Genomic DNA, 18,142 nt, shown 5'->3' with positions numbered 1-18,142 from the left:
ACAAGGCGGGCCCTGTTGGCATGACAGGAGAGACTGGCCCGAAACAGATGTGGGAGCGGGCTTGCCCGCGATGCGCCGCGCGGGCGGCGCTCGATCTAACTGGCGACAAAAACCTCAAGGCGAACACCTGCTGGCCTCCCCCAAACAACCTGCTCAGACGCTGCGCGTCACGCCACCATCGACCTTGATGTTCTGCCCGGTGATGTAGCCAGCACCGTCGCTGGCCAGGAAAGCGATGGTGGCGGCGATCTCCTCGCTGGTGCCATAGCGCTTGAGCGGCACGCTGTCGCGGCGTTGTTCGGTGGCCGGCAGGCTGTCGATCCAGCCGGGGAGCACATTATTGATACGCACGTTATCGCCAGCGAACTGGTCGGCGAAGATCTTGGTAAAGGCCGCCAGGCCCGAGCGGAACACGGCCGATGTGGGGAACAAGTCAACAGGCTCGAACGCCCAGGCGGTGGAGATGTTGATGATCACCCCACCCTTCTGCTTTTGCATGTAAGGCGTCACCAACCGCGTCGGGCGGATGACGTTGAGCAGGTAAGTATCCATGCCCTTGTGCCAGTCTTCGTCGCTGATTTCCAGGATCGGCGCGCGCGGGCCGTGGCCGGCGCTGTTGACCAGCACGTCGATGCGGCCCCATTGCTCGACCACAGCATCCACCAGCCGCTGCAGGTCCTCGACCGACTGATTGCTGCCGGTAACGCCGATACCGCCAAGCTCGGCGGCCAGCGCCTCGCCCTTACCTGAAGAAGATAGGATGGCGACCTTGAAGCCGTCAGCGGCCAGCCGACGTGCCGCTGCTGCGCCCATGCCGCTGCCGCCAGCGGTGATGATTGCCACTTTTTCTACAGACATGTTGCCTCCTGGGGTAATGGAACTGCGCTGTTGCAAGTTTCATCACACTAGCAGCCGCCCGCTGGACGAGGGAGGCAGGGAATGCTTGCAGAGACAGTAGATTAACTATCGCCTACCTGACCTTTGAGCCATGCTCTGACAAGGCCGAGTGCTGCTACCTCCTGCGCCTTGCGCGGCCAGACCAGGTAGAACGCCTTGTCCAGCTGCAACTGCTGGGGGAACACCTGTTCCAGCCTGCCAGCCGCGATGTCGTCCTTGACGAAGGCATAGCTGGCGAGGGTAATACCCTGCCCGCCAATGGCGGCGTCGATAGCCAGTGATGTCTGGTTGAAACGCACACTCTTCGCCGTCGGCTTCGGATGTTCAGGGAAGAAGGCGGCCGTGAATTGCGGCCAAAAGTTGTGCCCATCGTGCAGGGCGACATAGCGTTGCAAGGCAGCGAAGTTCTCTGGCCTGCCCATTTCAGCCAGCAATGCCGGGCTCGCCACTGCGACAACCCGCTGCTCCATCAGCAGCTCGACGTTCAGCCCGGCCCCGAACGGCGGCTGACCGTAGCGCACGGCAATGTCGACGCCATCGGTATGAAAATGCGAGAGCCGGTCGGTGGCCAGCAGCCGCAGGTCGATGTCGGGGTGGGCCTCGGCGAAGTGGCCGAGTCTTGGAATCAGCCACTTCGAGGCAAAGGTAGGCGTCACGCTGACCGTGAGCTGGGACGGCGCCGGGCGCAGCAGCCGGGTGGCCTCATCGATCATCCCCAGGGCGCTGCGGATGCTCGCCGCATAGCCACGCCCGGCATCGGTCAGGCCAACGCCCCGTGGCAGGCGCTCGAACAGGCGCACCTGCAGGCTGGCCTCCAGCCCACGCACCTGCTGGGCGACCGCCGCCTGGGTCACGCCCAGTTCCTCGGCGGCGAGGCGGAAGTTCAACTGACGCGCCACCACTTCGAACACACGCAGCGCATTGAGTGACGGCAACCCGGGGAATCCAGCAGGCATGGGAATGGATTTTCTATCGGCCAAGGTCTCCCGAGGCTACCGCCATCACCTCGGGTTTGGAAGCGGTGCCAGCCGATGATCCATCGCAAAGGCCCCGACTAGGGGTATTCAGCCCCCGAGGCTGGGTTCAGGGTTTGCTGCGCCAATACAGGGTGACCGCCACCACATCCACGGCCAGCACGATCGCCACAACGAGCAACATGAAGTAGTGGTCCTCCACGAGCATGGGCGTATCCCCTGTCTGGTCAGCTTCTCAGCATTGCGAGCAATTCCTGTTCCAATGGCGCTCAAAGGGAGAAACGAATGTTTCATCTGAACAGCTGAAGGGGCTCGACGTGTTCGTCGCCATGGCTGCCCTGGCCAGCCACGGGCACGCTGCCAGCGCTGCGGGCCTTCTGCGCGGCCTGAATCAGCTGAACGTTGCGATTGCGCAGCGCAGTATTGCGCCCAACTCGCTGGTTGGAACGCACCGCCAGCACTTCGGCCTGGTCATACTGCCCCTGCTCCAGGCGCAGCACACCCAGGTAGTGCAGTGTGGCCGGGTTGCCCGGCTGGATCTGCAGCGCGCGCTCCAGCGTGGCAGCGGCCTGGTCCAGCTTGCCTTCCTCGTATTGCCGCGATGCGGCTTCTATCAGCTGTGTCGAGGCCTTGTTGCTGTGCATCGGCGCCGAATATGAACCCGCCAGCACGCCTTGGCAGGCAGCGGCGCCGAACAACAGGAACAGTGTTGAAAGCAAGCGCTGGCTTGGCATGGGATAGGCACTCAAAAGGTCAGGGGAATTCGGCGAGAGCCTACAGACCGGGCCCGCAGGATGAAGTTCCCGAGGTACAATGCGCGACCCACGCTGCACATCAGAGATACGCAATGAACCGCCAGAAGAAACTCAAACAGCTGCTCAAGGCCCACCAGAAAAAGGCCAATGCCAAGCTGGCACCGAAGAGCAACAAGCCCAAGTACATCAGCAAGGCCGACCGGCTGAAGCTTGAAGCTGAAGCGGCAGTTGTACAGAACGAATCAGACACACCGGCGGCCCAGGCAATCGCCTGAGCCCCAGCAGGCTCGATCAACGCTGCGTCTGCGATATTTCATCAAGAAAAACCTGATCATTTTCGTGAATTCCTTTTCATGAGGACGGGATTGATCGCCTACGCAGTTGCTGGTCCAGCTACATACCCTCCCCATGCCGCATTGAGCACACGCCTCATCACTTCACTCCCCGTCAGTGGCGATTAAACAAATCTTAATATCTCTCAGGCATTTGCCGCCCTCTGGCCAGTTGCTTGCGACTGGCGCTGCCATTGACCTGTAAGCCAACTGAACCATACTGGCTCACGTGGCGACATCTGCCCTTCCCAGCCCCTGACGATAGAGACCTGATCATGGCCCGCCTGTTCACCCCGTCGCCAGGCCTGCGTAACGCCGCGCCCAATCGTTGGGACTGGATCCTGCTGCCGCTGGTGCTGGTATTGCTGGTGCTCGCCGCCTATGGCGCCATGCAGATGAGCCGGCCGTTCGTGGTCGGTGAGGCGCTGCCAATTTCCCTCGATCCCGTCAACCTGCCCTATTACCTGATGCGCACCATCCTGCGGATGTTCATCGCGCTGGGCTGCTCGCTGCTGTTCGCCTTCGTCTTCGCCGCGCTGGCGGCCAAGTACCGCGCCGCTGAAAAAGCCATGATCCCGCTGCTGGACGTGCTCCAGTCGGTGCCCATCCTGGGCTTCCAGGCCATTGCCATCGCGCCCTTCATCGCACTCTTCCCGGGCAACCTGCTGGGCGTGGAATGCGCGGCGATCTTCGCCATCTTCACCTCCCAGGCGTGGAACATGGCGCTGAGCCTGTACCAGTCGTTCCGCACCGTACCGCCGGAGCTGAACGAGGCTGCGCGAATCTTCCGCCTCTCGGCCTGGCAGCGCTTCTGGCGCCTGGAGCTGCCGTTCGCCATGCCTGGCCTGCTGTGGAACATGATGATGTCGATGTCCGGCGGCTGGTTCTTCCTGGTCGCCGCCGAAGCCATCTCGGTGGCCGGACAGGACATCAAGCTGCCCGGCATCGGCTCCTACATCGCCGTGGCCATCGACCAGCGCAACCTTGGCGCCATCGCCTGGGCCATCGGCGCGATGCTCAGCGGCATCCTGCTCTACGACCAGCTGTTCTTCCGCCCGCTGCTGGCCTGGGCCGACCGCTTCCGTTTCGAAGACACCCAGGGCGACACCGCACAGCGCTCGTGGATGCTTGACTTCGCCCGCCGCAGCCGTTGGCTGAGCGCCTTCAGCGAGCACTTGGCGAAGGCTTTCCAGAACGCCATGGGCTGGTTCGCCCAGCGCCACGACGGCACTGTGCCAAGGCGCCAGTGGCTGCGCCTGCCCACCTGGTGGCCGCGTGCCTGGGACGTGATCCTGATCCTGGCCTGCGCCTTCGCCTTCTTGCGCCTGGGGCTGTTCGTGCACCAGGACGTCGGCTGGGGCGAGGCGTTGCACGTGCTCGGCCTTGGCCTGATCACCCTGTGCCGGGTGATGCTGCTGATCGCCCTCGCCTCGCTGGTGTGGGTGCCGCTGTCGATCTGGATCGGCCTGCGCCCACGTTACTCGCAGAAGGTCCAGGCGCTGGCGCAGTTCCTCGCCGCGTTCCCGGTCAACCTGCTGTTCCCGCTGGTGGTCCTGGTGCTGGTGCACTTCCAGCTCAGCCCGAACATCTGGCTCAGCCCGCTGATGGTCTTCGGCACCCAGTGGTACATCCTGTTCAACGTGGTCGCGGGCGCTGCGACCATCCCCTATGAATTGCGCCTGGCCGCCGACAACCTCGGCCTGCGCGGCTGGCTGAAATGGAAACGCGTGTACCTGCCGGCGGTGTTCCCCAGCTTCGTCACCGGCGCCATTACCGCGAGCGGCGGCTCCTGGAACGCCAGCATCGTCGCCGAGTACGTCAGCTGGGGCGACACTTCGCTGGTGGCCAACGGCCTGGGCAGCTACATCAAGCAGATGACCGACGCCGGCGATTTTCACCGCATCGCCCTGGGCATCGGCGTCATGTGCATCTACGTGATGCTGTTGAACCGCTTCTTCTGGCGCCGCCTGTACCTGCTCGCCGAAAACCGTCGTTGAGGACCTGCCATGAAACAACTGCTGATCGAACTCAAGGGCGTGAGCAAGGCCTTCCAGGCCTCCGACGGCACGCCGCGCACCATCCTCGAAGGCGTCGACTTTCACCTGCGCGAACGTGAGATCGTCGCGCTGCTCGGCCGTTCCGGTTCAGGTAAATCGACCCTGCTGCGGATCATCGCCGGCCTGGTCAACGCCGACCGCGGCACCGTCAACTACCGCAGCCTGCCGATCCACGGCCCGGTGGGTGGCGTGGCCATGGTGTTCCAGACGTTCGCACTGTTCCCCTGGCTGACCGTGCAGCAGAACGTCGAACTCGGCCTGGAAGCCCAGGGCGTGAGTGCAGCCGAGCGCGGCCGTCTGGCCGATGCGGCACTGGAACTGATCGGCCTGTCCGGCTTTGGCGGCGCCCTGCCACGCGAACTGTCCGGCGGCATGCGCCAGCGCGTGGGCATCGCCCGCGCCCTGGTGATGAACCCCGAAGTGCTGCTGATGGATGAGGCCTTCTCGGCGCTCGATGTACTCACCGGCGAAACCCTGCGCGACGACATGCTCGAACTCTGGGAAGAACAGCGCATCACCACCCGCAGCATCCTGGTGGTGTCGCACAACATCGAAGAGACGGTGATGATGGCCGACCGCATCCTCATCCTCTCCAGCGACCCTGGCCGGGTACGCTCGGAACTGCACATCGACCTGCCGCGCCCGCGCAATGCCGACTCGGCGGAAGTCCGCGCACTGATCGATGAAGTCTACGGGCTGATGACCCAGCGCCCCGAAGCCATCGCTGCGGCGGGCGCGCCGCCGGCCGTGGAGCTGGGCTACCGGCTGCCCGACGCCGACATCGCACGGATGGAGAGCGTGCTCGAGCTCATCGCCGGTGAGCCGTTCAATGGCGAGGCCGACCTGCCCCACCTGGCTGAGGAAACCGAGCTGCCCGACGAGGTGCTGTTCCCGATCTACGAGGCTCTCGGCCTGCTCGGGTTGGTCCAGGTGATCGAGGCCGACATCCGCCTCACACGCCAGGGCCGCAACTATGTGACGGCCCGCCAGGCGCGGCGCCAGGACCTGTTCGCGCGCCAGTGCAAGGGCCGCGTGTCGCTGATCAGCTACATCCTCGACAGCCTCCACCTGGAGCCCGCCGGCCTGCTGGAAAAGACCGTGCTCGACCGCCTGACGGAGTACATGGACGCCGAGGAAGCCGAGCGCGTGCTCAAGGTGGCCATCGAGTGGGGGCGCTATGCCGAACTCTATGAGTACGACTTCCACACCCGCCGCCTGACCCTGGCGCGGGAAATCATGGGCGAGCACTGATTGCGGCGTTCAGGCGCCAGACTTCCCTGCTGACGCAATCTTGGCTTATTGGGTCATGCCTAGTTCGGCATCATCCATCAACGCCTTGGCCATCGCGCTGAGGTAGTGCGAGGCCCAGATCATCATCGGCTTTTCATCCATCAGGCCCAGGATGGTCAGTTCGCGCACATAGCCCATCAGTTCCGAAGCCTGCTCTCGGGCATCGCGGCAGGGGATGCCGGGTTCGATACGGAACAATGGGTGGCTCTGGTTTTCACCTTGGAAGAAGGTGGTCTTGCCGACGGTGCATTGGGTGTTGTCTGTGGTCATTGTGTAAATCTCCCTGATCTCTATTGCCTGGTCTGGCCTCTTCGCGGGCACGCCCGCTCCCACATGGGTACGCGATCCCCTGTGGGTGCGGGCGTGCCCGCGAAGAGGCCAGACCAGCCAGCACATCACCTGAGCCTTAGTGCAAGGTCCGAGGCCCAGTAGGCATCTGCACTTGGATCAACGCCGATTCGAGCAAAACCCGCAGCGCCTCCATCTCGTGCATCGAGGCCATCATCAGGATCGACGCCGGTGACTTTGGCTGCAGCAGCAACGCCTGATGCAGCACAGTCGTCGCGCAGAGCGCGTAGTCAGTGGCCTGGATCAGGGTATCTTCGAGGGAATGAATATCGTGGGGTGGATCGGGGACAATCTTCAACATCGCATAGTACCTTTCGTGGGGCTTCCACCTGCCTGCTGTCAAACAGTCGGGTGGCAGTTGTACATGGGTTGACAGACCGGCGGACTATGCAAGTTCCGGCGCACGCAAGCGTGCCCCACGTACAGCCGCCATATCAGGCGAGCCACATGCATAATACCGTTACGGCCTGTCAAAGCCGTGTCGCTGATGAGCAGCGACAGGCCGAGACTAAAGCCCTTGGCAGAGCAGCCGCAACGGAAAATATGCGGGAAGAGTATCTTTGGGAAATGGACTACAAGAAAGGGGCAAAATCTGATTTTTTTAAACGGTCTGTATAATCCCGCGGCGTTAACCGCACCCCGTGCGGTAGCCGAAGGACCGGCGCCCAGACTCGCGCCTGGTCGTTCGATCAAAGCCAATCGATACTTAAATCCCATGCGTCAACTCAAACTCGTGCTCGCAGCATTGCCCTTCTGTGTACTGGCCGGCTGCAGCAACGATGCCCTGGAAGGCACCTATGAACAGACCACCACGGTGATGGGCATCCAGGGCCCAAAACAGAAAGTCGAGTTCGCCAAGGACTACATCATTGCCTACGGCAACAAGTTCAAGGTCGAGGAGTGGGAGCGCAAGGATGATGAGGTCGTCGCGCGCGACAAGGATGGCCAGGCACTGATCAATGTGCGCGTACTGGACGGCGGCAAGCGTCTGGAAGCCATTGGCGGCAGCAACATGGCCAAGAACGTGTTCGTGCGGGTGGACTGACCGACCGCGGTCACCCAACGCCAAGCCTTCGCGGGTGACCGCGCTGTCGCTGTAGTCATTACCCAGAGGCGCCTCGATCCCTTGTGCAAGGTTGAGGCGCCCTGCCCGCCTGATGCACGCGGCTCCAATGAATGCTCACGCATTGCCCGCTGGATCAGTGGCAATCAGCGTGGCGTGAATGTTCAGCTCTTCGGCGATGAACGCCGATATCATGGCCCGGTAGACCTGTTCCACCACCGCAGGCGAAGCACCCGCCTCGCCTCAAATCCATTGCTTTGTAGTGATCATTATCGAGTTTTTGCGGACGCTTTTGACGGCCGATTGGATCGAAAGCGGCCGGTCGTAGATGGCTGTTCCGACCCAGGCTGTGTGAAAACGCTAAGGCCAAGTCGGACAACGCGCTTCTATGCGTATTCTGAATCAGCGCGGCTACTCACCTGACCCAGAATTCACGCAGGAGCGCGATTTTTAGGTTGTTTCTCAATCAGCGGAGCCCGCTTGGAGTTTTCACACAGCCTGGACCCGCAGCGGCCGGTCAATACGGAAGAATTAATCCCCCTGGAGATGCTAGTCTGCTGATGGTCGATTGCGAACCCTTTGTGCTTGGCCTCCGGGAGGAGCAGAGATGCTGAGTTCGTCTATTCAGAGAGGCATTGTAATTTCCCAAGTGCTGGCGTGGCATTTCTATGCCTCCCCTGTGCTGGCAGATGATTCCGCAGAGTTGGCAAAAAAAGCGCAGAACCCTATCGCGGCCATGTATAGCCTGCCTGTGCAATATAACTGGGACCAGAAACTTGGCCCAACAGGGGACGGTAAGCGCAGCCTCACCAATATCCAACCTGTGTTGCCCTTTAGCCTGAACGCCGACTGGAATCTCATCTCCCGCACTATCCTGCCAGTCATTGACCAGCATGGCCTCGCGCCACGGGGTATTGCCGACAAGTCAGGAGTGGGTGATGTAACGCAAAGCTTCTTCTTTTCGCCAAAGCAACCCACAACAAGCGGCTGGATCCTTGGTGCCGGCCCGGTGCTATTGATACCCACCGCCAGCGATGACCTGCTTGGCGGTGAGCAGTGGGGTGCCGGCCCGACGGTGGTGGCGCTCAAGCAAGCTAATGGCTGGACGCATGGCGTGCTCGCCAACCATATCTGGGGGCTCGAAGGCAGCCCAGCCGATGACAAGGAAAAGATCAATCAGACTTTCCTGCAACCGTTCCTGTCCTACACGACCGGCAGTTTCACCACGTTCGGCATCAACAGCGAATCGACTTACAACTGGCAGTCGCAAGAGTGGGCTGTGCCAATCAACCTGACAGTAACCCAGCTACTGAGGCTAGGCGGCCAGCCACTGACTGTACAGGCCGGTCCGCGCTATTGGATTGAAAGCCCCAAAGATGGGCCGCAGGGTTGGGGCTTTCGCGTCGCGGTCACGTTGCTGTTCCCCCGCTGAATACATCTTTGCGAATGCTCTCCATGCTTTCAGCGGAACAATCAAGACGCCCCATTTAGCGTTTAAATGGAGCGTATATGGACTATTTCTTGAGTGCCTGGAATGAGCTGACCATGTCCTTGGCCCAGCCATCAAGCACCGCCTTGGCATCCTTGGCCTGCATGACCTGCGAAGAATTTTCCAACTCTGTACCAGCACCCTTGCGCACCACCTCAGCCACGACCTGATTGGTATCGCCGTCCAGGAAGGCCGCCTCGGTCGCTATGCTCGTATCCTGATCACGTATCCCGGTAGCGGTGCTGATCCCCGCCGCCACCAGCGCAATCGGGATCACTTCATAGGGACGCAGGCTTTTGGTCTTCGCGCTGACAGCGGTAATGGCAGGCCGGACTACCAGCACGCCTGGCCCAGGGCTTGTCGCTAAAGGCAGCGCTTGGGAAAAATGGTTTTTGAGCGTTTGGTCGTAGTAGGTGGTGATGCCTTGCAACGTCGATTGCGGAATCTTTTCTGTCGGCTGCGGTTTTGGATAGAGCTGGCTAGGCTCCAGGTACACGCTGGTATAGCGATTGACGTCTACCCCAGGTTTGATCCAGCGCATCACCGCCGCTCCCGATGGCGACTTGTCCTCCTTCAACATGCTGTAATCTTTGAGGAAGCCAGAGTACTGGTCCGACTCCACATATTTGCTCGCGCAGCCATGCAACATGAGTGTGGTGAGGCACAGACTAGCGGCCAATATCTTGGTTTTCATGCAGGGTCTCCTTCCTTACGTAACGATGATCCGCACCACTCAGAAGCGCCAGGTCGCGCCCCCGCCGATAATGTGCAATGCGCTGTTGTCGTAGCTGCCCGACAGTGTTATGCCGGAGCGGCTCTTGGTTTGATCAACGTCCATGTCACCCAGCCACACCAAGGTGTAGGCCAGGTGCAGGTCCAGCCCTTCATCCACCGCGTAGTTGACGCCAGCGGCCAGGCGCCAGGTCTCGGCCATCGGGTTGTCGACGGTGCGGTCTTCATCATCCACGGCTGAGCTGTCGTACCCCAGGCCTACACTCCAGCGCCATTGAGGGGTAGCTTGATACAATGCACCTACCGAGGCGTGCCAAGTGTCTTTGTATTTGCGGTCCACGGTGCGGCTAGTACCGCCAGCATTGGTATCGACATCCACCCCGACATCGCCGAAATCGCTCCAGTCCTGCCAACCGAGGCTGCCCAAAAGTGTCCACTGTTCATCCAGTTCATGCGCGATGCTGGCGGTGACTGTTTGCGGTACGTTCAAGTCGAGTTCCAGTGAGTCGACATCCAGGCGGCGTAACGCTGCGTTGAGTAGCAGGTTGCTGACGTCGCTCAGATGGGGCTTATCCTCGAACTCCAGCTTGACCTTGCTGGTATAAGCAAGCCCGAGCCGTGTACTCGGATCTACTTGATAAAGCACACCCAGGTTCACGCCCACGCCGACATCGGTATCTTTGTATTCCAGTTGGCCATCAGGGCGGTCAGCCAGCCCCAACAGGTTGTTGTTGATGGCCATCTCGGTACGGTAATAGCCGACCATGATGCGTGGACCGATACCGATCGACAGATCGTCCGTGAACTTGTAAGCCCACGTGGGCTGTAACGAGACACCAATGATCGCGGCCTCTTGCGTGAAATAGCGGCCGGCCCAGTCATCGTCATAATTCAAAGCGAGGCCAAAGTTGCCGTACATGCCAAAGCCGATGGCGGAGCGTTCGTCGAGCTGGTGACTGACGAACAGGCTGGCCCCCGGCAGATACTCCAAAGCGTTGCCGCCCTCGTTGCCGTCAAACTGGTTGTTGCCGTCACGGGAAAAACGCAGGGCGCCCAAGATCACCTGCGCATTGGCACTGATCTGGGTGCCCTTGAGCTGTGTGATACCTGCAGGGTTGCTCATTAGCACACTGGGGTCGTTGGCCAGCGCTGCAGAGCCGGCATTCGCCAAGCCATTACCTTCCTGGCCAGCTTCATAGATCAGAATCCCACCCGCCCAGGCTGGGTTCGTCTGGATGGATGTGATCAATGCCACTATCGGCAAGCTCATGGCTCGCACATGCGCACAGAGCGTACTGGCGGATCGGTAGCTTTTCATCGTCGCTCACTCCATTTTCCGAGGGCCGCAAGCTTTACCCTCGCTCCCCCAGGAACGTGGCAAGGCCACGAGCAAGTCGTTGACCTTGCCTGCGTCCGCTGACGCTCGCGATTCTTCAAGGCGTAACGATAGGGAACCAGAACTCGAAGTTGTCCATGTAGCTCATCAATTCTTCAAGCTTGGCTTCAGCACCGTCTACCTTCACTGCCCCTGATGCCACAGCGTCCTTGAGGGTGGTTTCCTTGAGCATCAGCTTGTTCAAGGTGTCCCGGGTCAGGGTCACCTTGGCATCGGCGTCGTTCGCCTGCATGCCCTCGGTGTGGTTGAGCACGCCGTTGACCATCTCCACTGCGTACTGCTGTTTCAGGTCAGTGAAGTCGAAGTTCAGGGTGATGTGCTTGTCTTCAACCTCTGGGCCTTTCAAACGCATGGCCAGGTAGTCGAAGAACAAGTCCAGATCCATGGCCCTCACAGTGTCCGGGCTGGCAGTATCCGGGGTTGGCAGCTGCTTGACACCTTCGCGAAGTTCCTTGGCGCCGGTCAGGTAGAAGTTCCGCCAAGGCCCACTTTCGGCCTGGTAGCCCAGTTGCTCAAGCGCGTCGGCCTGCATGTTCTTGGCTGCCTGGTTGCTCGGGTCGGCGAACACAACTTTATTGACCACTTCCGCAACCCAACGGTAATCGCCCTTGTCAAAATATTCCTTGGCCTTTTTCAGCACAGCATCGGCCCCCCCCATCATGTCCACATAGCGCTTGGCCTGCTCTTCTGGCGGCAGTTCCCAAAGTGTGGCCGGGTTACCAATGAACCAGCCCAGGTACAAGACATAGGTGGCTTTCACATTGTGATTGAGCGAGCCATAGTAACCACGGTTGGAAAATCGATTGGCAATCGACTTGGGCAATTTCACCTGTTCGGCGATTTCGGTCATGGTGTAACCCTTGTTGGCCAGGCGCAGGGTTTCATCGTTGATGTAGCGATACATGTCACGCTGGGAAGACAACTGCTCCTTGACTTCCTTGTTGCCCCAGATCGGCCAGTGGTGCATGGCATACATGACTTGCACGTCGTTGCCCCACATCTTCAGCGCTTCGTTCAGGTACTTGGACCAAGGCAGCGGCTCGCGGATTTTCGCACCGCGAAGCGAATAGGTATTGTGCAGGGTGTGCGTAGAGTCTTCGGCGGTATTGAGCGCTTTCTTCTCATGGATGTAATACAGCATCTCGGCCGGCGCTTCACTGCCTGGCGCATAGAGAAACTCGTAGGTCAGCCCATCGATGGTGCGCTTCTCGCCGGTCTTCTCGATGATGTCGGTTGGCGGGATGAGGGTCACGGTACCGGCAGAGGTTGTAGTGCCCAGGCCCGCGCCAAGTTGGCCGGTTTCATTCGGTGGAAGCAGGTTGCCATACATGTAGGAGGCGCGGCGGCTCATGGCGGTACCGGCCATGACGTTCTCTGCTACGGCATGCTCCAGGAAGCCCTTGGGTGCATAGATCTTGACCTTGCCGGCTTTCACATCCTTCTCGTCGATCACGCCACGTACGCCGCCATAGTGGTCAATATGGCTGTGGGTATAGATTACTGCGATCACAGGTTTCTTCGGACGATGTTTGAAGTACAGGTCCAAAGCGGCCTTAGCGGTTTCTGCGGAGATTAGCGGGTCGAAGATTGTAATACCTTCTTTACCCTCAACGATGGTCATATTGGACAGGTCGTAGTTACGCACCTGGTAAATGCCATCAGTGACTTCAAAGAGACCGGAGATGTTGATCAGTTGCGACTGGCGCCACAGGCTGGGGTTGGTTGTCGCGGGAGCGGCTTGCCCTTCCTTGATGAACCCGTACTTGCTCGGGTCCCAGATCATATTGCCACTAGTACCTTTGATCGGCTCGGAAGGCAGCGGGGCGATGAAGCCTTTATGTGCCAGTTCGAAAGAGGTCTTGTCGTTGAAGGGCAGTTCTTTGAGCAATGCGTCATTGGCCGCTTTGGTCGCATCGGTGGCGGGCTTTGGCGCTTCTTCCGCCCACCCTTGGCTGGTGAACGCGATAGCACTCGCCAAGAGAAACGATGAGCTCAATTTCCACAATGATGAAGGCGCTGCAGTAACTGAATGGGTTGGCTTCAGTTTCGCAATCATTCTCATGACAAGCTCCTTTTTAACAGAAGCGCTGTACCAATGAGGTAACTGCCAGCGGAATATTAAATACCGCGAAATCAAGTAATTACGCCTAACGCCCGAGCTGGCGCCATCTCGCTGTATGGCACGGTCACTCGAGAACGAGACGCAAACCTGCACAACAGAATTTTCACATTAGGCGGCTTCTCAAAGCTTTCAAGCAAAAGCTCTAAAAAAAGTAGAACTTTTTAACAGTGCGGTTTTCTTATGGCAGTTTAATATCAAGCCACTGATATAATGATAGGGCCGCACACGGCTAATAAAACATTGGAAATGGCATAACAAACAGTGAATCCGACTACTGGCGTATTGCTACCTGATTGTTCGATGATCTTGTTCATCGAAGCCGCTTCTGTCTGTGCTCCTGCTAAAGCGCCCAACAGAATCATCGGGTGCAGCCCAAGTACGTAACGGCCGAAATAGAGCGTGACCAGAGGCGGAACAAGGGTTACCAGTGCACCTGCCACCACCAACGCAAGTCCCTGTTCCAGTATGGCGGTAAGCGCTGCCGGGCCGGCGAGAAGCCCGATAACGGCGCCAAAAGCTGTCAGGCCGAATTCGGAAAACGCCCACTGAGCAGCAGGAGGTAAAGCCCCCATCTCTGGATGTCGCGAGTTGTACCAACCGATCACCAGCCCTGTCAGCAAGATGCCACCACCAATGCCGAGCTCGACGGGGATCATGCCTATATGTGTGGAGAGCAAGCCAAGCAAGGAACCAAGCACCATGCCAAGGGCGTGAATGGCTATGTCGGTGCGATGGCTCGCCTTGCGTATACGTCCCAGTTGCGCCGCTAACGCGTCAACGCCAGCAGCGCGTCCCGTCAAACTGATAACGTCGCCTCTACGTAGCACAGTCTCGGGCAATAGGGGCAATGACAGAGCTTGGCGCGTAACTCCAGTCAAGAAGCATCCCATCCGCTCTGCACCCACAAGCTTGAGCTTGATGTGGTGAAGGGTACGACCGGCCAACTGGCGGCTGGTCAGCACAACGTCAACGCTGCGCGTGGGAAACGACAGGGTACCGGCGTGGTCCACCTCTGGGCCTATCCATTTGTCGAGCATGCCGACTGAATCACGCAAGGCGTAAACACCGATGATGTCTCCCTGCACCAGCGTCAATCCTGGATCACGCTCCAGGGTCTGCTCTGCCCGAGTCACCCGCTCAATGCTGAGGGATGGGTAGCGGGCTTCGAGGTCTGCGATCGTTTTGCCTGACAGCTGAGCGTGACTGAGACGGTGTGCCCGGACGACGATGCGGGTATAGGGAATGCTGAAAGCTTCCTCATCCCTCTCAATGCCCAGCTCTCGTTCAAGCTCCTGTGCGCTGGTCCTGAGATCTACCCCAAGCAGCCGCGGGGCGACGCTGCCGACAAAGACGATCAACCCCACCGTACCGAATACATAGGTAATCGCATACGCCACCGCCATATGGCTGTTGAGTTCTGCTTTGGCTGCGGCATCCAGTGGCAACTGGGCAATCGCACTGCTGGCCGTCCCCATGATTGCGGTATCTGTCAGAGCACCTGCGCCCAGGCCTGCGGTGAAACCTGCATCAAAGTCGTAGAGCGCATTCATGGCGAGGATTACCGCCAATGCTGTACCGCATAGAACGACAGAGAGCAGCACAAGCTTGAGTGTGCCCCGGTTCAGGCTTCCGAAGAACTCGGGGCCACTTTTGAATCCGACCGCGTAAATGAACAGAGCAAAAAACACGGCTTTGAGTTCATGCGGTACTTCCAGGCCGATTTGACCGATCAATAGGCCCATCAACAACGCCCCAGCAACCGAACCCAGATGAAAGCTGCCGATCTGCAGGCGCCCCAGCATGACTCCCGATGCGATGGCGAGAAATACCGCAATTTCTGGGTTGGCACGTAAAGCGCCAAGGGCAAGGTCGATCATCGACATCTCCTCAACGGATTCATTCCCGACTGGTTGCTATTCCATAGTCGGAAATCCTGACACTACTTGCTGGCGTCTAGAAGTCTACATCTGTTGGCGCCTAATTCATGTGGTTGTGCCACTACCCCAATGGATGGCCAAAGAAGCTCAGTAACACCGTAGGAATTCCAAGACATCGCACACATTGGGTATTAAAGCTTCTTTTGGTGGAGTGAACGTCCACATGGGGTCGTAAGAAGCCATTCACGACCGGCAACCTCCGACCGATTGCCGACACTTAAAGCCTTGCAGCCTTCTCGTGCCCACGTTGGCTGGCGTTCACTTCGATAACCTCGACAAACCCCTCGGACCTGCAAGGTGGCTCGAACGCAGCCGCCACCGCCTCGATACTCGCCCTCGGCACTTGATGATCGACCCGGCGCAAGGCATTGCGTGCCAATGCCTGCTCGACCGGAGCCTGCACCCAGACTGCCGTGACCGGCACACCATGGCGCGCAGCCAACGCCAGGATTGGCGCACGGTGCACGCGCCGCGGCAGTGCTGCATCGAAATACAGGCAACTGGTGTCGTTGGTAGCGGCACGATTGTGCTCGATCCAATAGCTTTTCCCCGACGCCTGCACGCCCACCACCAACTGCAACCGCGCGTTCGGCCTCGCGCGCGACAGTGCTCGCTCCAGCGCCAGCAGCACGAGCCGCCAAGCCTCGGCGTTGCGCGACCGGCTGAACACGCGCCAGCCAAGCGTTTCAAGATAGTCATCGGGATTGAACACGCACGTATCAGCTGCAGCAGCTGAAGACCAGCGATACCCCGTGATCGGCCATGATTGCCCGGCCAGCTCGATGGACTGTGTGGATACCTCCCCGCCACCGCAGCGCTGATAGAAATGCCGGTGCGGGTTATCCGCCAGCACCCAGGCGAACAATCCTTGCCGGCCCGGCGCCTGCAGCTGCATCGCCACGGCCAGCAGCAGTTGCCGCCCGATGCCCTACTCGGAAGGCGCCGACGCATGCCGCGATGGCTCTTCCTGGGTACTTCATTGCAACGCTCCTTGTCAGTCTCCAACCAGTGGGCCTGAGAACGCTCTTAACCGGCCTGCCGGCGCATGGTCAGAATGGCCGCACCAAAACCGATGAACGTCGTGCCGACGACCCGGCTCACCCAACGCGACAGCGCCGGCCGGGTCAGCACACCCTTGGCCCGCGACGCCAACGCGGCATACAGGCTCAACGAGCTCAGCGACAACGCCACGAAGATCCCGGTCAGGGTCAGGAACTGCGGCAGCAGCGCCGCGCCCTGGTCGATGAACTGCGGGAACAGCGCGGTGAAGAACATGGTCGCCTTGGGGTTGGTGACAGCCGTCAGGAACGCTGACTTGTACAGCTTCAAGGGGGTCGGCTTGCTGATCTTGGCCGCCGCCTGATCCACCAGCATCGGGCTTTTCTTGAGCAACTGCCGGGCACCGAGGTAGAACAGGTAGCCGGCACCGATCAGCTTGACTGCGTTGAACAGCATCTCGGAACTGGCCAGCAACGCCCCCAGGCCAAGCATGGCGGCCGCCGACAGGCAGAACAGGCCCGTGCCGTTGCCCAGTGACGACCACACGGCACTGCGCTGGCCGTGGGCGAGGCTGTTGTTGATGGCCATCAAGGTGGCGGGCCCCGGGCTGGCAATGGCGATTGCCGCGACCAGGGTGAAGGCGAGAAGCGAGTGGGTATCCATGCGACAGGCTCAAGAACGGTGCGAAGCCTGCATCTTACACAAGCGCAAGCGCTTCAGTCGTTGCCCTGGCGCTTGGCGTTCTTTTTGCTGATGGCCTTCATCCGCGTGGCCGCGCGTTGCACGGTGGCCATCTTCTCCGGGCGTTTCATGCCGCGCCACTTGCGGATCTCTTCACGGGTGCGGCCGCAGCTCACGCACAGCTCACTGTTGAGCTGGCAGAGCGAGACGCAGGGGTTTTCGATGTCTTTGGCCATGGCGGGCTCCAATCACGGCCGCAGATCATATCCTGTGGGAGCGGCCTTGTGTCGCGAAAGGGTCGCAAAGCGACCCCCTGCAATCTGCGTCGCGCCTCAGATTCTGGGGCCGCTACGCAGCCCTTTCGCGACGCAAGGCCGCTCCCACACAGACCGTGCTCGCTCACGCTGCCGCAGCACGCCCGCTGTCACTGCTGACCTCGAACTGCCCCACCAGCTTCTGCAGCTTGCTGGCATTGACCTTCACCGTCTCGGCACTGCTCTGCAACACCACCGCCGTCTGGCGCATCTCGCTGGACGACTGGTTGACCTGCTCGATGGTCTTGCCGTATTCCACGCTGCGCCGGTTGAGCTGCTGGATGATCGCGAACATCGCCTCCACCGCCTGATGCAGCTGTATGTTCTCCGACGAGGCCTCTTCTGCCAGGCGCAGGCTGTTATCGACATCCTGCACGCCGGCCTCCATGAAGCTCACGGCTTGCTGTGTTTCGCCTTGCAGGCCTTCGACCATCTGCCGGATGTCTTCGGCGGCACGCGAGGTCCGCGCCGCCAGGCTGCGCACCTCGTCGGCCACCACCGCGAAACCACGGCCATGCTCGCCGGCACGGGCCGCCTCGATGGCGGCATTGAGCGCCAGCAGGTTGGTCTGGTTGGTGATGTCGCTGATCAGCCCGCTGATGTTGCCGATCTGGCCCATGCGGCTGTCGAGCAACTGCACGCTGGATGACGAGCGCGCCACCACATCGCGAATCGACTGGGTCCCCGCCTGCACCGCCAGGAACTGCTCGCGGGCGCGGCTGACCACCTCGTCCATGGCCTGCTTCATCTGTTCGG

Annotated in this window: 19 protein-coding genes and 1 pseudogene; 6 read left to right on the top strand and 14 right to left on the bottom strand. The window is 60.1% G+C overall.

Annotated elements, in window-relative coordinates; genetic code table 11:
* Window positions 1-153 precede the first annotated feature (153 nt).
* The 3 genes from N430_RS20900 to N430_RS20890 all read right to left on the bottom strand — a co-directional run bounded on the left by N430_RS20900 (window position 154) and on the right by N430_RS20890 (window position 2,605).
* Complete coding sequence (locus N430_RS20900) at window positions 154-858, bottom strand: SDR family oxidoreductase (protein ID WP_110635071.1); 705 nt, start codon at window positions 856-858, stop codon at window positions 154-156.
* A gap of 101 nt (window positions 859-959) precedes the next feature.
* Entirely contained in the window at window positions 960-1,853 is an 894-nt protein-coding gene (locus N430_RS20895) for a LysR substrate-binding domain-containing protein (RefSeq protein WP_110635068.1), read from the bottom strand.
* A gap of 308 nt (window positions 1,854-2,161) precedes the next feature.
* A complete protein-coding gene (locus N430_RS20890; RefSeq protein ID WP_110635065.1) occupies window positions 2,162-2,605 on the bottom strand; it encodes a tetratricopeptide repeat protein in 444 nt (147 codons plus the stop codon).
* A 113-nt stretch (window positions 2,606-2,718) separates the two neighbouring features.
* Between N430_RS20890 and N430_RS20885 the strand changes: the two genes are divergently transcribed.
* The 3 genes from N430_RS20885 to N430_RS20875 all read left to right on the top strand — a co-directional run bounded on the left by N430_RS20885 (window position 2,719) and on the right by N430_RS20875 (window position 6,266).
* Window positions 2,719-2,901, top strand: a complete 183-nt coding sequence (locus N430_RS20885) for a DUF2986 domain-containing protein (RefSeq protein ID WP_110635062.1) — start codon at window positions 2,719-2,721, stop codon at window positions 2,899-2,901.
* 332 nt (window positions 2,902-3,233) lie between these two features.
* Window positions 3,234-4,955 (top strand): ABC transporter permease subunit, encoded by a 1,722-nt coding sequence (locus tag N430_RS20880; RefSeq protein ID WP_110635059.1) that lies wholly within the window; start codon window positions 3,234-3,236, stop codon window positions 4,953-4,955.
* Window positions 4,956-4,964: 9 nt separating this feature from the next.
* Entirely contained in the window at window positions 4,965-6,266 is a 1,302-nt protein-coding gene (locus N430_RS20875; RefSeq protein ID WP_110635056.1) for a nitrate/sulfonate/bicarbonate ABC transporter ATP-binding protein, read from the top strand.
* Window positions 6,267-6,311: 45 nt separating this feature from the next.
* Here N430_RS20875 and N430_RS20870 read toward each other — a convergent pair whose 3' ends face one another.
* Together N430_RS20870 and N430_RS20865 are read right to left on the bottom strand one after the other, a co-directional pair.
* Window positions 6,312-6,575, bottom strand: coding sequence for a DUF3077 domain-containing protein (locus tag N430_RS20870; protein WP_110635053.1), 264 nt, complete (start codon window positions 6,573-6,575; stop codon window positions 6,312-6,314).
* Window positions 6,576-6,711: 136 nt separating this feature from the next.
* Window positions 6,712-6,954: a hypothetical protein gene (locus tag N430_RS20865; protein WP_110635050.1), complete on the bottom strand. Its 243-nt coding sequence runs from the start codon at window positions 6,952-6,954 to the stop codon at window positions 6,712-6,714.
* 146 nt (window positions 6,955-7,100) lie between these two features.
* Between N430_RS20865 and N430_RS29495 the strand changes: the two genes are divergently transcribed.
* Window positions 7,101-7,271 carry a hypothetical protein gene (locus N430_RS29495; protein WP_158288785.1) on the top strand — a complete coding sequence of 57 codons (171 nt, stop codon included), beginning with the start codon at window positions 7,101-7,103 and terminating at the stop codon, window positions 7,269-7,271.
* 97 nt (window positions 7,272-7,368) lie between these two features.
* The gene (locus N430_RS20860) at window positions 7,369-7,698 is read left to right on the top strand and encodes a hypothetical protein (RefSeq protein ID WP_110635047.1); all 330 of its coding nucleotides are present in this window, start codon (window positions 7,369-7,371) and stop codon (window positions 7,696-7,698) included.
* Between the two features lie 135 nt (window positions 7,699-7,833).
* Here N430_RS20860 and N430_RS29755 read toward each other — a convergent pair.
* A pseudogene (locus N430_RS29755) lies at window positions 7,834-7,956 on the bottom strand (chorismate mutase); the annotation flags it as partial.
* Window positions 7,957-8,323: 367 nt separating this feature from the next.
* Here N430_RS29755 and N430_RS20850 point away from each other — a divergent pair.
* Window positions 8,324-9,148, top strand: a complete 825-nt coding sequence (locus N430_RS20850; protein WP_256592161.1) for a transporter — start codon at window positions 8,324-8,326, stop codon at window positions 9,146-9,148.
* Window positions 9,149-9,230: 82 nt separating this feature from the next.
* Here the strand turns inward: N430_RS20850 and N430_RS20845 are convergent, their stop codons facing one another.
* The 8 genes from N430_RS20845 to N430_RS30050 form a co-directional block, all read right to left on the bottom strand.
* Complete coding sequence (locus tag N430_RS20845) at window positions 9,231-9,899, bottom strand: DUF3313 domain-containing protein (protein ID WP_110635044.1); 669 nt, start codon at window positions 9,897-9,899, stop codon at window positions 9,231-9,233.
* A 39-nt stretch (window positions 9,900-9,938) separates the two neighbouring features.
* Window positions 9,939-11,207 (bottom strand): OmpP1/FadL family transporter, encoded by a 1,269-nt coding sequence (locus tag N430_RS20840; RefSeq protein ID WP_110635039.1) that lies wholly within the window; start codon window positions 11,205-11,207, stop codon window positions 9,939-9,941.
* Window positions 11,208-11,370: 163 nt separating this feature from the next.
* On the bottom strand, window positions 11,371-13,470 hold the full coding sequence (locus N430_RS20835; RefSeq protein WP_256592160.1) for an alkyl/aryl-sulfatase: 2,100 nt from the start codon (window positions 13,468-13,470) through the stop codon (window positions 11,371-11,373).
* A 179-nt stretch (window positions 13,471-13,649) separates the two neighbouring features.
* The gene (aspT, locus tag N430_RS20830) at window positions 13,650-15,332 is read right to left on the bottom strand and encodes an aspartate-alanine antiporter (RefSeq protein WP_110635033.1); all 1,683 of its coding nucleotides are present in this window, start codon (window positions 15,330-15,332) and stop codon (window positions 13,650-13,652) included.
* Between the two features lie 277 nt (window positions 15,333-15,609).
* The gene (locus N430_RS20825; protein ID WP_110635030.1) at window positions 15,610-16,287 is read right to left on the bottom strand and encodes an AAA family ATPase; all 678 of its coding nucleotides are present in this window, start codon (window positions 16,285-16,287) and stop codon (window positions 15,610-15,612) included.
* 131 nt (window positions 16,288-16,418) lie between these two features.
* Window positions 16,419-17,054 carry a LysE family translocator gene (locus N430_RS20820; RefSeq protein WP_110635027.1) on the bottom strand — a complete coding sequence of 212 codons (636 nt, stop codon included), beginning with the start codon at window positions 17,052-17,054 and terminating at the stop codon, window positions 16,419-16,421.
* A 53-nt stretch (window positions 17,055-17,107) separates the two neighbouring features.
* Entirely contained in the window at window positions 17,108-17,308 is a 201-nt protein-coding gene (locus N430_RS20815) for a DUF1289 domain-containing protein (protein ID WP_110635024.1), read from the bottom strand.
* A gap of 163 nt (window positions 17,309-17,471) precedes the next feature.
* Window positions 17,472-18,122, bottom strand: a complete 651-nt coding sequence (locus tag N430_RS30050; RefSeq protein ID WP_371922786.1) for a methyl-accepting chemotaxis protein — start codon at window positions 18,120-18,122, stop codon at window positions 17,472-17,474.
* Window positions 18,123-18,142: the final 20 nt, after the last annotated feature.

The sequence above is a fragment of the Pseudomonas sp. CC120222-01a genome (assembly GCF_003097235.1).
Lineage (GTDB): Bacteria > Pseudomonadota > Gammaproteobacteria > Pseudomonadales > Pseudomonadaceae > Aquipseudomonas.
This window is presented reverse-complemented; position numbering and strand designations above follow the sequence as displayed.

Bases quoted from the DNA above. Each gene is read 5' to 3' on its own strand.
- N430_RS20900 (WP_110635071.1), bottom strand. From the start codon at position 858: ATGTCTGTAGAAAAAGTGGCAATCATCACCGCTGGCGGCAGCGGCATG.
- N430_RS20895 (WP_110635068.1), bottom strand. From the start codon at position 1,853: ATGCCTGCTGGATTCCCCGGGTTGCCGTCACTCAATGCGCTGCGTGTG.
- N430_RS20890 (WP_110635065.1), bottom strand. From the start codon at position 2,605: ATGCCAAGCCAGCGCTTGCTTTCAACACTGTTCCTGTTGTTCGGCGCC.
- N430_RS20885 (WP_110635062.1), top strand. From the start codon at position 2,719: ATGAACCGCCAGAAGAAACTCAAACAGCTGCTCAAGGCCCACCAGAAA.
- N430_RS20880 (WP_110635059.1), top strand. From the start codon at position 3,234: ATGGCCCGCCTGTTCACCCCGTCGCCAGGCCTGCGTAACGCCGCGCCC.
- N430_RS20875 (WP_110635056.1), top strand. From the start codon at position 4,965: ATGAAACAACTGCTGATCGAACTCAAGGGCGTGAGCAAGGCCTTCCAG.
- N430_RS20870 (WP_110635053.1), bottom strand. From the start codon at position 6,575: ATGACCACAGACAACACCCAATGCACCGTCGGCAAGACCACCTTCTTC.
- N430_RS20865 (WP_110635050.1), bottom strand. From the start codon at position 6,954: ATGTTGAAGATTGTCCCCGATCCACCCCACGATATTCATTCCCTCGAA.
- N430_RS29495 (WP_158288785.1), top strand. From the start codon at position 7,101: ATGCATAATACCGTTACGGCCTGTCAAAGCCGTGTCGCTGATGAGCAG.
- N430_RS20860 (WP_110635047.1), top strand. From the start codon at position 7,369: ATGCGTCAACTCAAACTCGTGCTCGCAGCATTGCCCTTCTGTGTACTG.
- N430_RS20850 (WP_256592161.1), top strand. From the start codon at position 8,324: ATGCTGAGTTCGTCTATTCAGAGAGGCATTGTAATTTCCCAAGTGCTG.
- N430_RS20845 (WP_110635044.1), bottom strand. From the start codon at position 9,899: ATGAAAACCAAGATATTGGCCGCTAGTCTGTGCCTCACCACACTCATG.
- N430_RS20840 (WP_110635039.1), bottom strand. From the start codon at position 11,207: ATGAGCTTGCCGATAGTGGCATTGATCACATCCATCCAGACGAACCCA.
- aspT (WP_110635033.1), bottom strand. From the start codon at position 15,332: ATGATCGACCTTGCCCTTGGCGCTTTACGTGCCAACCCAGAAATTGCG.
- N430_RS20825 (WP_110635030.1), bottom strand. From the start codon at position 16,287: ATGCAGCTGCAGGCGCCGGGCCGGCAAGGATTGTTCGCCTGGGTGCTG.
- N430_RS20820 (WP_110635027.1), bottom strand. From the start codon at position 17,054: ATGGATACCCACTCGCTTCTCGCCTTCACCCTGGTCGCGGCAATCGCC.
- N430_RS20815 (WP_110635024.1), bottom strand. From the start codon at position 17,308: ATGGCCAAAGACATCGAAAACCCCTGCGTCTCGCTCTGCCAGCTCAAC.
- N430_RS30050 (WP_371922786.1), bottom strand. From the start codon at position 18,122: ATGGACGAGGTGGTCAGCCGCGCCCGCGAGCAGTTCCTGGCGGTGCAG.